Below are 13,191 nucleotides of genomic sequence, written 5' to 3'. Positions count from 1 at the left end.
TATTTAAACATCTGGCATTATCTTTCATTACAGCATTTCTAACTTTATAAACTTGTTATTTTGGTCGGTTATCAGTCTAAATCGACCTTTTACTCCAATTTGACTAAGAAATGGTCGAAATTTTGATGCTGGCAACTGCAAACGCAATCCCTGCTCTGTTACAACTAAAACGGAACTTGCCGCTCCTGAGTAATGAGCCAAATACGCTTGATAAGAAATATTGAGTGAAAAGTAGTAATGCTGCATATAACAACTAAAGCGCTCTATGTTGAAATTTAAAGATCAAAAAGTTCAGATGAAAAAAAGGTGGCATCGAAATGCCACCACTGTTTGTCTTTTATTCTTCTAGAGCTTTAGACACTTTCTCAAAAAGATCTCGCGCTAAGTTATCCATCGATTTTAACGCTTCCAACTCTTTTCTAATTAATCCTTGGCGCTCTTCATCGTATTTACGGAACTTAAGTAACGGGTCAATTAAACGAGAAGCCACTTGTGGATTACTGCTATTGAGTTCACGCAATATTTCACCAGCAAAGCGATAACCTTCTCCGCTCTTCGCATGGAAGTTTACTGGGTTGCTGTTTAAGAACGCACCAATAAGATTTCGCGTACGGTTCGGGTTCTTCAAGCTAAAGGCTTCATGGTTCATCGTTTTCTTGATGACTTCAAGTGCATTACCTGCAGGGTTGCAACCTTGAAGAGTGAACCATTTATCCATAACTAAACCGTCATGTTTCCACTTGTTACTGTAATCAGCCATTTGGGCTTCGCGACATGGCAAGCCCGCACTGTTGGCAGCGCTCATAGCAGCAATAGTATCAGTCATGTTGTTCGCTTCATTATATTGTTTCTCTGCTAAAGCATTACCTTGCTCGGTATACGCCAAGTAGGACAAACAAATATTGCGCAATGCACGCTTACCAATAGCATCATGACTAATAGTGTATTCATTTTGTCTTAGAGTTTGATAAGTCGCGCTAAGTTCATCTTCTAACTCAGTAGCAAGAATAACTTTGAACGCTTTAAGCACATTCGCAACGGCATCGACATCAACACACTTATACCAACCAGAAACTTCGTTGTGGCTAGGTAATGAAAGCATCTCTGCCACAAATGCTGGATCTAACGAGTCACTGAGCAATACACCACGGAACGCATCGATAACAACTTCATTTAATTCAACACCTTTCCCTTGCTGCAATCGAGTGACATTGTCACGTATATACTTAGCCATTAGGATTTGACCAGCATCCCAACGAGCGAATTCGTTAGTCGCATGAGACATCAAGAACACCAACTCATCATCTGAGTAGTCATATTCCAGTTTTACCGGCGCAGAAAACTCTCTCAATAATGATGGAATTGGTTGCTCTGCTACGTTCTCAAATACGAAGGTTTGCTCTGCTTGAGTGACATTTAAAACATTCGCAACTGGCTTTCCATTACACTGTAATGGCATAACCTTACCGTCTTTTGTATACAGTTCTACATCGAAAGGAATATGCAGTGCTTGTTTTTCTTTTTGGTCATGAGTCGGTTCTGTTGATTGGCAGACCGTCAGCGCATAGGTTTTAGCTACTGCATCATATTTACTGCTAACAGAAACTGTTGGCGTACCTGACTGGCTATACCATAAACGGAACTGTTTTAAATCGACGCCTGATGCATCTTCCATGGCAGAAACAAAATCTTCACAAGTAGCCGCAGTGCCATCATGACGTTCAAAATACAACTTCATGCCTTTTTGGAAGCCCGCTTCACCAAGCAAAGTATGTATCATTCGAATAACTTCACTGCCCTTTTCGTACACTGTTAATGTATAGAAGTTATTCATTTCTATTACTTTATCTGGACGAATTGGGTGAGACATTGGACTTGCATCTTCAGCAAACTGCGGCCCGCGAATAATGCGAACGTTGCCGATTCGATTAACTGCGCGGGAGCCTAAATCAGACGAAAACTCCTGATCACGGAACACAGTCAATCCTTCTTTCAAGCTCAACTGGAACCAGTCACGACAAGTTACTCGGTTGCCTGTCCAGTTATGGAAGTATTCGTGCCCTATTACCGCTTCGATACCAAGATAATCAGTGTCTGTAGCGGTTTGATCATTAGCTAACACGAACTTCGAGTTGAATATATTCAACCCTTTATTTTCCATTGCGCCCATGTTGAAGAAATCAACCGCAACGATCATATAAATGTCTAAGTCGTATTCTAAACCAAAGCGTTCTTCGTCCCACTTCATCGAGTTAATCAAAGAAACCATCGCATGGTTTGCTCTATCTAGGTTGCCTTTATCTACAAAGATTTCTAGGTCAACATTGCGACCAGATTGAGTAACATATTTGTCTCTTAGAACATCAAAATCACCAGCCACTAAAGCGAATAGGTACGCAGGTTTCGGATGCGGGTCTTCCCATTTCACCCAATGACGACCGCCTTCCACTTCACCTTGTTCCAACTTATTACCGTTGCTTAGCAAATATGGATATTGGGCTTTGTCAGCAATGACTGTTGTGGTGTATTTCGCCAGTACATCAGGGCGGTCTAGATAATAAGTAATACGTCGGAAACCTTCAGCTTCACATTGAGTACAGAAAGCGCCGCCAGACTTGTACAAACCTTCTAATGCAGTATTTTCTTCTGGGTTAACTAGCGTAACAATCGTCAACTCAAACTCTGCTGGTAATTGGCGAATTTCTAAACCCGCGTCAAGTTGAGTGAATTCAGTCCAATCTACGCCATTAACTTTTAGTGCTTGTAGTTTTAGTTCTTCACCATCCAAAACCAATGTCGTGCTGTCTTTCATCTGTTTAACTTGTGAAACAGCCGTTACCGTTGTCTCATTATCAAAGAGATCAAAGGTAAGTTCGATTTGAGAAATAGTATGAGATGGTTGAGTATAATCTTTACGATATTTGGCTTGAGGAGTTTGAGCCATTGCCGGAATCCTTTTGACATAATGATATGTGACAGTAACAGATCTTAGGCTTGTTACAGGCAATAACAACCCCTAGAACAAAAAAAGAGATAACCAACGATGGCTATCTCTCATAAATATAAAGCAATTGGTTAATAAACATTCTGCTTACAACTCAACGAACGCGATTTAATACCGCATACATTGAACCACCTTCCATATCTAACGTTAGCTGATCTTGCTGCAATGTGTAACGCGTATCTTGCTCACCATCTTCGTAAAGTAAGACTAAATGCTCACCTTCCATGTAGTAGACACCTTGATGAGTGGTTTCATTACCATCGCTACCACTGGCCTTAAAAAGAAAGACAAAGTCTGGTTGAAGAATAAGCAACACTTCTGTGAGTTTATCCGCATAGGAATCCTGCCCGGAGAGAGAAGTGCTAGACCACATCCCCGCTAACGCATTCGGCAACGCCTTTGTAAAAGTAACCCCGTTTAAAAACAGAAGGTTATGATTACTTTTGTATTCATAAACTTGAGGGTCATCACTATTTAAACCGAGAATGATCGTATCACTATTAGCCGTAAACATACCTTCCCAATGATCGACACTGTAGTCTTTTTTCTGAATATCGATGGCAAACGTATAATCAGATTCAAAGTTAAGCTTTATGGCTAGAAAATTCTCTTCCGTTTCATTCGGTGCAGGATTCAGCAGATACCAATCCCCAAGCAGAAACGGTTGGTCAAATTGTGTTAAATCTTTTAACGGTCCATTCATTGAACCAAAGGCTTGTCCAGTCACTGCTAATGCAATGCAAGCAAAAATAACGGTTATCCATTTCATAGCGATCTCCCTCACTTTTTTTAAGCTTAGGATCTCATGTCAGATTTCGCTAAATTATTTGATATATGTCACATTAGGTTGCATATGGACAATAGAGATATAAAAAAAGCGAGCAGTTAAGCTCGCTTTAGTAATGCATTGAAATTACTATTTTTTTGATGATTTCAGCATATCTACCATGATAGATACCGACTCGTTCAAATACGCATCAGGTACTTCATAATCTTTAGGCACATCATCCAACGTCTTGTATTCTGCTTTGTTGGCAGCAACTTGACGTTTGTTAATTCGATCTAAACGTTCTTCATCAGCTGCTTCACTCTTCTTTTTACGAACTTTCTCGTTTAAAGATAATGAGTTATCATCTTTTTCGGCTTTGTATTTAGCAATATCTTGTTGGATAAAACCAAACTCAAGATCAGAGGTAATACGCGCCTCATGTTTTTGTGTTAATGAAGTAATAAGCGCTGAGAAATTTTGAAGTTTCGAGTACTTAGCTTGATCAATACTGTCCCAAGGAAGTGCATTTGGTTCCACACTTTCACCCGTTTCTGAAGCGTCGATTGCAGCAGGGAAAGCAATATCAGGTATTACCCCTTTATTCTGCGTACTGCCACCATCAATACGATAGAACTTTTGAATGGTGTACTGCACATAACCTAACTCTTTATCGAACATATCGTAGATATGGTTCAAAGAGCGATGTTGTTGCACAGTGCCTTTACCAAAGGAGTTCTCACCCAGAATGATTGCACGTCCATAATCTTGCATAGCCGCAGCGAAAATTTCAGATGCAGACGCACTGTAGCTGTTGATCAATACCGTCATAGGCCCCGAGTAACTGATCTTCCCGTCAGTATCGCTATTTACGTTAACACGACCATAACTATCACGGACTTGAACTACAGGACCACTGGTGATAAACAAACCAGATAACGCTGTTGCTTCAGTTAAAGCACCACCACCGTTGTTACGTAAATCAACAATAATGCCATCTACTTTATCCGCTTTTAACTGAGTAATTAGCTTATCCGTATCTTGAGAAAGGCCAACATAAAAACTTGGTACTTCGAGAACACCAATTTTTTTACCATCCTTTTCAATTATTTCTGATTTAACTGCTCTGTCTTCCAGACGAATCTTGTCTCGTACAATTGTTACAACGTGACGTTTAGCGTCTTTACCATCGGGTAGAATCTCAAGGTTAACCTTAGTTCCTTTTGGACCTTTGATAAGCTGAACCACGTCATCTAAGCGCCAACCGATAACATCAACTAGCTCTTCTCCATCTTGACCAACGCCAACTATTCGATCACCTTCAGACAATTGCTTGCTGCTAGCAGCTGGACCACCAGTGACTAAAGAGGTAATCACTGTATAGTCATCAGTCATCTGTAAAACAGCACCGATACCTTCCAGAGATAAACTCATCTCTGACTGGAATTGTTCTGCGTTACGTGGAGACAAATAACTGGTATGAGGATCTATTTGGCGAGCAAACGCATTCATGTAAAGCTGAAATACATCTTCACTATGAGTTTGAGTTAATCGTTTGATAGCATTGTTGTAACGTTTTGAAAGCGTCTCTTTGATTTCAGGCCACTCTTTGCCTGTCAGTTTTAAGCTCAGAGCATCGTATTTCACGCGCTTACGCCACAACTGATCAATCTCAGCTTTGTCATTAGGCCAAGTTGCTTTCGAACGGTCTATTTCAATTGTTTCGTCAGTATTAAATTTGATTTCTTTATCAAGCAGTGACAAAGCATATTTGAAACGTTCGAAGCGCTTATTCATCGACAGGTTATATATTTCAAACGCAATAGCGTTACTACCTGCCTTGAGTTCATCATCTAACTGAACTGCTTTAGACTGGAAAGAGTCGATATCCGCTTGAGTAAATAGACTGCGATTATAGTCTAGAAGCTCAATATAACGTTCGAAAATCGCTTGAGAGAATTGATCGTCAAGATTGAAATGCTTGTAATGAGAACGAGTAAAACGAGAAGTTACCCTTTTGCTTGCTGTTTCATGTTGAGCTTCAGGAGCAAGAACTGGTAAATCTTTCTTTTGAATTTGGGCTTCAACAGCCTGAACTGATGATGCTGCTAGCCAAACGCTAGCAGCAATCAGAGTCCATTTTGAACGGCATTTCATGCGTAGGAGTTTCTCCTTTAGGCGCGCAAGTGCTCCGCTTTTACAACCATTTGTAGGCCGTTACCAAGTTGAACACGCACATCTTCCTTATTGATTTCAACAATGGTCGCAGCCATGTTGCCTTTACCCATGTTGATATTCACTTCTTTACCAACAACGATTTCGTCAGTATTTAAAGCTCTAGTTTCAACAGGTTTACTTTCTGGTTTTGGCCCTTTATTTTGAGGGCGACGAGGCTGAGCAGCTTTCTTAGCTTTCGGCTTAGCTTTCGCTTCTTCACGAGCTTTTTTACCTTGTTCTTTACGACGAGCGTCCACGCGAGCCTTACTTTCTGCTAACGCTGCTTGTGCATGTTCTACATGCTGTTCTTCAAGCTCTCCACAAGCGTTGCCATCAAGGTCTACACGAACCGCACCAGGTTTTACGCCGTGTAGGTAACGCCATGAAGAGGTGTACTGTCTTAACGCTGCACGAAGCTGAGTTTTACTAACTTTTGGATCTTCGCCAAGGCGTTCAGCAAGATCTTGAAAAATACCAATTTTAAGAGGCTTCGCTTCACCCTCTAAAGTAAAGCATTTAGGGAAACATTCAGCAATGTACGCAATAACTTCTTTGCTGTTTTTTAACTTTTCAGTGTTTTCCATGAGGATTCCTGGTTTATGCGGCTTGTCCGCGAGCATTAAGAGTAAATATGTTCGGTATTATAGTGACCTGAATACGAAAAACCACAGGCAAAAGACAATTTATGCCTTGTTAGCCTGTGAATTGAGCAGCTTTTCTACTTCTGTCATCAAAAATGTAAGACCTTCCTCATCAATTTCAGAGAAACGCCCTACACTTGGGCTGTCAATATCAAGTACACCAGCTACCTCACCATTTATTGAAAATGGAATAACTATCTCTGAATTGCTGGCAGCGTCACACGCGATATGTCCTTCAAACTCATGAACATCATAAACACGTTGTACACTATTACTAGCGACGGCTGTTCCGCATACACCACGTCCAACTGGAATACGTACGCAAGCAGGCTTGCCTTGGAACGGACCTAATACCAACTCACCGTCTCGCATTAGATAAAATCCGACCCAATTAAGGTCTTCTAATTCCATATTGAGCAGCGCGCTTAAGTTAGACAAGTTCGCAATCAAGTCCTTTTCTGATTCTAGTAGTGCGACAGCTTGTTTTGTTAAGCGGTGGTAATGTTCTAATTTCATATAAACTAAACTTCCAATTGAAAAATATAAACTTCACTTTAGGTTTTAAATGCCTTTAAGTTTTGATTACCTAAAGGCTTTACATATAATGGGCCAAAACTAAATAGGATTTATTCTCACAAAGATGGCAGACTCCACAGACACTATTAGCCGTTCTTGGCTAATAACACAAGCGAAAAAGCATCAATCCAAGTTATTGTTTGCCAATGTAATTGCTATTGTTGCAACACTAATCAGCGTGCCAATTCCTCTACTTATGCCACTCATGGTTGATGAAGTGCTACTTAATAAGCCTTCATCGGGTATCGAGGTGATGAACCGAATTTTACCTACGTCATGGCACTCAGCAACGGGTTATATCGTTTTCACGTTAGTACTTATCGTACTCATGCGTGCTGCTAGCCAAATACTCAATATTTTGCAAAGTCGGCAGTTCACACTTGTCTCAAAAACCATCACCTATCAGATGCGTAGTAAGATGATAGATAAATTGGGACGAATTAGCATAAAACAATACGAGACACGTGGAAGTGGTGGAATAAACGCCCATTTAGTCACGGATATCGAAACAATAGACCAATTTATAGGCTCTACGCTAAGTAAATTTGTCATCAGTTTGCTCACCGTCAGTGGTACAGCGATGGTTTTATTATGGATAGAATGGCGTTTAGGTCTGTTTATCCTGCTTGTAAATCCAGTTGTGGTTTATTTTTCTCGTATACTGGGCAGCAAGGTTAAACACCTGAAAAAGCGTGAAAACCAAGCCTTTGAGCGTTTTCAAAATCGATTGGTGGAAACACTCGATGGTATATATCAACTGCGTGCCGCCAATAAAGAACGAGTATTTCTTACCGAGCTTAAGGAGCAAGCTAACAATGTACGTTTAAGTGCAGACAAATATGCTTGGCAATCCGAAGCAGCAGGTAGGCTCTCTTTCCTACTCTTCTTACTAGGTTTTGAGCTCTTTCGAGCGGCTGCAATGCTAATGGTAGTGTTCAGTGATCTTTCTATAGGTCAGATGTTTGCTGTATTTGGCTATTTATGGTTTATGCTTTCACCCGTTCAGGAACTATTGAGCATTCAATTTTCTTGGTATAGCGCCAAAGCCGCTCTCGGACGAATCAACACATTACTTGATTTAGAGGAAGAGTATCGTCCAGTTAGCAAAATTAACCCTTTCACAAACGACAAAGAGGTTGACGTCACGGTGTCCAACGTCAACTTTTCTTACGACGGTGAAAACAACGTGCTGAGTGATCTGTCTTTAGAAATACCAGCTGGGAAAAAAGTAGCACTGGTCGGAGCAAGTGGCGGAGGAAAATCGACTCTAATACAGCTATTGATCGGGGTGTATCGCGCAAACTCGGGCCAAATCCGTTTCAATGGAGAAACGTGCGATGACATCAGTTTTGATGTTATCCGAGGAGAAATCGCCGTTGTTCTCCAGCAACCTATACTATTTAATGATACTTTAAGGCACAATTTAACCCTTGGTGGTAAGTATGATGAAGTATCTTTATGGCGTGCTCTAGAAATCGCTCAAATGCAAGATATCATCAGTAAGCTCGATCACGGGTTGGATTCTCAAATTGGTCGTAATGGTATTCGCCTCTCTGGTGGTCAACGCCAGCGTCTTGCTATTGCACGCATGGTGTTAAGTAATCCCAAATTCGTCATTTTAGATGAAGCAACATCAGCACTCGATACCGCAACTGAAAGTGCATTACACATGGCACTCAACGAGTTTTTAAAAGGACGTACCACCTTGATAGTGGCACACAGACTTTCAGCGGTGAAGCAAGCAGATTTGATATATGTTTTGGAAGATGGACATGTTAGCCAAACGGGAACTCATAGAGAATTGGTTGAACAAGAAGGCCTTTATCAGACCCTTTATGGTTCTGCACAGTCCTACGTCAGTTAGTTGCATTGTCACCCTCAATTTAAGGTGTATTCGATGAAAGTGAAGGCGATAGAAAAACATCTATCCACACCGTCAGGAATACGCCTTTGCCAAGGATGTGAGCTGCCCGTTGATATTGTCAGTGTAGAAAAAGGTAAAAGCGCATATTGCCCAAGATGTGGTACGCAACTTTATCGAGGCGGACGCCCATCTCTTTCGGGTAACTTAGCACTCGCAATCACTTGCCTTTTACTATTCATACCCTCTCATTTTTTTGACTTCATCCGGATTCGTCTAATTGGTGTGATGATCCCTGCAACACTCCCATCTGGTATCGAAGCACTCTATAACGAAGGGTACACAGGCTTAGCATTACTGGTATTTTTCTGCGCATCTCTCGCGCCATTTATACTTTGCAGTTCCGTTGTTGGAGCCCATGTTGCGTTAAAGTATAACAACTTCCCTTTGCTGCGATATTCACTGCTTCTTATATCCAAACTCAAACCTTGGGTGATGATAGACGTTTTTCTGGTAAGTATTGCGGTCTCTTGCTTCAAACTGATTGACATCTCAGATGTCTTCTTTGGTTCTGGATTATACGGACTGATCTTACTGCAGATATTTACTGTGCTACTTATCAGTCGAATCAGTGTTCGACGTTATTGGGAAGCATGGCGTCCAGAAACTGAATATCCACTAGAAGTGAAACATGTCCATTGCCACAACTGTCATCTATCTCAACCAGATAGTTCAAGATGTATACGTTGTCATCATAAGCTCTATCACCGAATCCCCAATTCGATAGAACGAACTTGGGCATATTTATTGGCAGCAACAGTATCAATAATCCCCGCCAATATTCTGCCTATTTCTATTTTGCTCACCAACGGACAGAGATTAGAAGATACGATTTTTTCTGGTGTAGCTTCACTAATAAATAGTGGAATGGTTGGCATCGCGATCATTATTTTTGTAGCCAGTATTGTTGTACCCGTTGCCAAAATTCTTGGTCTAGCGTACCTATTATTGGCAATTAAATTTAAGAGAAAAGTCTTTTTCCGTCAGAGAATGATCATATACTTTGTAATCAAATGGATAGGAAAATGGTCTGTGATGGATCTGTTCGTTATCTCTATCATGTTATCAGTGGTTGATCGTGGGCAACTGCTTGATTTCACTCCCGGGTACGGTGCTATAGCATTCGGAATGGTCGTCGTACTCACTCTGCTAGCCGCAGAGAGTCTCGACCCAAGACTAATTTGGGATAACTACCGCGACGATAACACTAAACAAGAGTCAGTTGATGAATAAAAATATTACTCAGCAAACCTCCTACAAACCTGATGTAAAACGAAACAAAGGGATATCGCCTTTGTGGATTTTGCCCATTCTCACCGTCGTGCTGGCGGGTTGGCTCATTATGAAGTCTATTCATGATGCGGGAGAGCGCATCCAAATCTACTTCTCTAATGCACAAGGACTAGTGGCAGGAAGAACACCGGTTCGTTACCAAGGCTTGGAAGTAGGCATGGTCAGAGATATCAAACTGTCACCTAACCTAGACAGTATCTATGTCGATACAGACATTTATCCACAAGCCAAAAGACTACTATCTGACAAAACCCGCTTCTGGCTAGTAAAACCGACTGCCAGTCTGTCTGGCGTTTCTGGACTGGATGCCTTGGTATCCGGTAACTATATAGCCATTCATCCCGGCGACGAAATTATAAAAGATGATGACGAACATCCTCAAAGTTACCAAGCTTTAGACTCTACGCCTTCTGACTTACTTGCCAACCAAGGTTTAACCATTACGTTAAAAGCGAGGGATCTTGGCGGGATTTCGGTCGGGTCCCAAATCGTCTATAAAAAAATCCCTATTGGTGAGGTTTATAACTATCAACTAGCAGATGATAACAAATCAGTCATTATTGATGCTTCGATTCAGGAACAATATAGAAATGTGATTACCACTGAAAGTCGTTTTTGGAACGTAAGTGGTATCGGCGCAAGTCTAGGTTTAGGGGGAGTAGATATCCGACTGGAGAGCGTGACAGCTTTACTTGGCGGAGCTATCGCTGTGGATTCTCCAGATGATGGCGAACCCGCGAAGCAAAATGCTCAGTTTAGGCTATATCCTGATCTTAGAACTGCCGGTCGTGGCGTAGCAATTAAAATTACGCTGCCAGATGACAATAACATCAGTATTTCCGGTGCACCTATCATGTATCGCGGTCTAGAAATTGGGCAAATTACAAACCTACAACTGGATGATAAGCGCAAAACAATCATTGCTTCAGCAGCAATTCAACCGGCGTTTAGCGACATGTTGAACAATGGCAGTAGTTTCATTCTCGAAGAAGCAAAAATATCTCTGACAGGCGTTGAGAATTTAGGGAACCTTGTTAAAGGGAATTACCTAACGCTGATCCCAGGAGAGGGAGAACGCTCTCGCCACTTTACTGCCGTTCGTAAACTCGAATTTAACCGTACTCAAGCCAAATCGATTGCACTAAAACTTATCGCCGATAGTTCGTATGGTCTGAGTTCAGGCACGGAAATTATCTATCGTGGTGTTGCTGTTGGTAGTGTGACCAAAGTATCCCTCAAACAGGATAGCGTTGAATTTGATGCGCTTATTGATGATGAATACGTTTCCTTTATTGGGTCCAACAGTCGCTTTTATGTCACAGGAACAGCAACGGCAGAGCTAACCGAATCAGGTCTCAATGTTTCTATTCCGCCAGCTAAACAGCTATTGGCAGGTTCTATTAGCTTTGTTAGTGAAGGCAGTAAACAAATTCAATCACAATATCGCCTCTATCAAAGTCAATCATTAGCTGAATTGGCCAAATACAATCAGTCTGGAACTCAAACGTTGACCTTAATGGCAGATGAACTTCCGCCAGTTAATGCAGGTAGCCCACTACTTTACCGCAACCTGCGAGTAGGTAGTGTTTCCGGTTACACCCTGACGTCTAAAGGCGTTGAGATTAAAATCAAAATAGAGAATCAATACAAGCACCTGATTAGTAACCAGACAGTGTTTTGGAACCGTTCAGGTGTTGAAATTGATGCGTCATTGGCAGGTATTAGCGTAAAAGCGGCACCGCTGCAAACATTGATTCAAGGTGGTATTGCCTTCGATAACATCACTGGTGTCGAAAATAAAATAGACAATGCTTGGTTGCTTTATCCAAGCTATCAACAAGCGCAAAAATATGGAAAAACCATTAGTTTAACTGCATCTGGTAATGTGTCCGTACCCATTGGTACCAACATCAAATATCAAGGTGTTTCGGTTGGTGAAGTCTTCAGCGTGACTCCGAGTTTCACCTCAGACAAAATCTCCATCGAGGCACGAATCAAACCTGAGTACAGTAAAAACATTGCAACAAAAGGTTCCGTATTCTGGATAGCCGAAGCTAAGGTCAGCTTGACACATGGTGTAGAAAATTTAGAGAACCTATTGAGCAAATCCATTGAAGTTAAACCTGGAGACGGTGAGCCAACCTATTCTTTTCCACTATCGGAACTGCCATATAAGAAAACAAGTATATCGTTCACCCTGCAAAGCGAAGATAGAGGATCAGTATCTATAGGTACTCCTATATTATTCCGAGGTATGGATGTGGGTCGAGTTACTCAAGTTCAGCTGGGTAACTTATCAGACAGAATCATCTCAACAATTGAAATCGAGCCAGAGTACAGTTACCTCATTCGCCAAAATAGCGTGTTCTGGAACGTTTCTGGGGTAGACGTTTCTATAGGGTTATCGGGCGCTGACATCAAAGCCGGCACATTTGACAGTATTGTTCGAGGCGGTATTACGTTCTCAACGCCAGAACAAAAGCAGCTTATGCCGGCAGCCAAAGCCGGTCAGTCGTTCTATTTATATCCACGAGCAGAAGAAGGCTGGAAACAATGGCGTACGCCTATTCCACACCCGAATTAACGATAGGCGATTCAATACAAATAAGCGTGGAAACACGCTTATTTCTTTAGTAATACCATTCGAGCTAGAAATGTGACCAGATTAAGCATCAATACTGCAACGATTTTCCAGATTGATATAAAACACTCCACTTCTCTCTCAGCGAAATCAACCACGACTTCAAATAGAAACACGTTGCCGCTATAATCT

Annotated in this window: 9 protein-coding genes; 3 read left to right on the top strand and 6 right to left on the bottom strand. The window is 41.5% G+C overall.

The window, feature by feature from the left end; genetic code table 11:
• Nucleotides 1-27 precede the first annotated feature (27 nt).
• The 6 genes from G5S32_RS06970 to G5S32_RS06945 form a co-directional block, all read right to left on the bottom strand.
• Nucleotides 28-246, bottom strand: a complete 219-nt coding sequence (locus G5S32_RS06970; RefSeq protein ID WP_165311333.1) for a DUF2835 domain-containing protein — start codon at nt 244-246, stop codon at nt 28-30.
• Nucleotides 247-337: 91 nt separating this feature from the next.
• Complete coding sequence (gene pepN, locus G5S32_RS06965; RefSeq protein WP_165311332.1) at nt 338-2,944, bottom strand: aminopeptidase N; 2,607 nt, start codon at nt 2,942-2,944, stop codon at nt 338-340.
• 154 nt (nt 2,945-3,098) lie between these two features.
• On the bottom strand, nt 3,099-3,773 hold the full coding sequence (locus G5S32_RS06960; RefSeq protein ID WP_165311331.1) for a hypothetical protein: 675 nt from the start codon (nt 3,771-3,773) through the stop codon (nt 3,099-3,101).
• 147 nt (nt 3,774-3,920) lie between these two features.
• Entirely contained in the window at nt 3,921-5,927 is a 2,007-nt protein-coding gene (prc, locus tag G5S32_RS06955; protein WP_165311330.1) for a carboxy terminal-processing peptidase, read from the bottom strand.
• 17 nt (nt 5,928-5,944) lie between these two features.
• Nucleotides 5,945-6,571: an RNA chaperone ProQ gene (proQ, locus tag G5S32_RS06950; RefSeq protein WP_165311329.1), complete on the bottom strand. Its 627-nt coding sequence runs from the start codon at nt 6,569-6,571 to the stop codon at nt 5,945-5,947.
• Between the two features lie 99 nt (nt 6,572-6,670).
• The gene (locus G5S32_RS06945) at nt 6,671-7,144 is read right to left on the bottom strand and encodes a GAF domain-containing protein (protein ID WP_165311328.1); all 474 of its coding nucleotides are present in this window, start codon (nt 7,142-7,144) and stop codon (nt 6,671-6,673) included.
• Nucleotides 7,145-7,268: 124 nt separating this feature from the next.
• Here G5S32_RS06945 and G5S32_RS06940 point away from each other — a divergent pair, with 124 nt between their 5' ends.
• From G5S32_RS06940 to G5S32_RS06930, 3 genes are read left to right on the top strand one after another with little or no spacing between them, the layout of a single operon-like run.
• Entirely contained in the window at nt 7,269-9,068 is a 1,800-nt protein-coding gene (locus G5S32_RS06940; protein ID WP_165311327.1) for an ABC transporter ATP-binding protein, read from the top strand.
• 33 nt (nt 9,069-9,101) lie between these two features.
• Nucleotides 9,102-10,358, top strand: a complete 1,257-nt coding sequence (locus G5S32_RS06935) for a paraquat-inducible protein A (protein ID WP_165311326.1) — start codon at nt 9,102-9,104, stop codon at nt 10,356-10,358.
• Nucleotides 10,351-13,002, top strand: coding sequence for an MlaD family protein (locus G5S32_RS06930; RefSeq protein WP_165311325.1), 2,652 nt, complete (start codon nt 10,351-10,353; stop codon nt 13,000-13,002). Before G5S32_RS06935 ends, G5S32_RS06930 begins: the two co-directional genes overlap by 8 nt.
• Nucleotides 13,003-13,191 lie beyond the last annotated feature (189 nt).

This window comes from Vibrio ziniensis, from assembly GCF_011064285.1.
GTDB classification, from domain to species: domain Bacteria; phylum Pseudomonadota; class Gammaproteobacteria; order Enterobacterales; family Vibrionaceae; genus Vibrio; species Vibrio ziniensis.
The sequence above is the reverse complement of the archived record's forward strand: the minus strand, read 5'-3'. Positions and strand labels throughout refer to the sequence as shown.

What these genes read in the sequence shown, in the direction of transcription:
- G5S32_RS06970 (WP_165311333.1), bottom strand. Translation starts at nt 246, where the DNA reads ATGCAGCATTACTACTTTTCACTCAATATTTCTTATCAAGCGTATTTG.
- pepN (WP_165311332.1), bottom strand. Translation starts at nt 2,944, where the DNA reads ATGGCTCAAACTCCTCAAGCCAAATATCGTAAAGATTATACTCAACCA.
- G5S32_RS06960 (WP_165311331.1), bottom strand. Translation starts at nt 3,773, where the DNA reads ATGAAATGGATAACCGTTATTTTTGCTTGCATTGCATTAGCAGTGACT.
- prc (WP_165311330.1), bottom strand. Translation starts at nt 5,927, where the DNA reads ATGAAATGCCGTTCAAAATGGACTCTGATTGCTGCTAGCGTTTGGCTA.
- proQ (WP_165311329.1), bottom strand. Translation starts at nt 6,571, where the DNA reads ATGGAAAACACTGAAAAGTTAAAAAACAGCAAAGAAGTTATTGCGTAC.
- G5S32_RS06945 (WP_165311328.1), bottom strand. Translation starts at nt 7,144, where the DNA reads ATGAAATTAGAACATTACCACCGCTTAACAAAACAAGCTGTCGCACTA.
- G5S32_RS06940 (WP_165311327.1), top strand. Translation starts at nt 7,269, where the DNA reads ATGGCAGACTCCACAGACACTATTAGCCGTTCTTGGCTAATAACACAA.
- G5S32_RS06935 (WP_165311326.1), top strand. Translation starts at nt 9,102, where the DNA reads ATGAAAGTGAAGGCGATAGAAAAACATCTATCCACACCGTCAGGAATA.
- G5S32_RS06930 (WP_165311325.1), top strand. Translation starts at nt 10,351, where the DNA reads ATGAATAAAAATATTACTCAGCAAACCTCCTACAAACCTGATGTAAAA.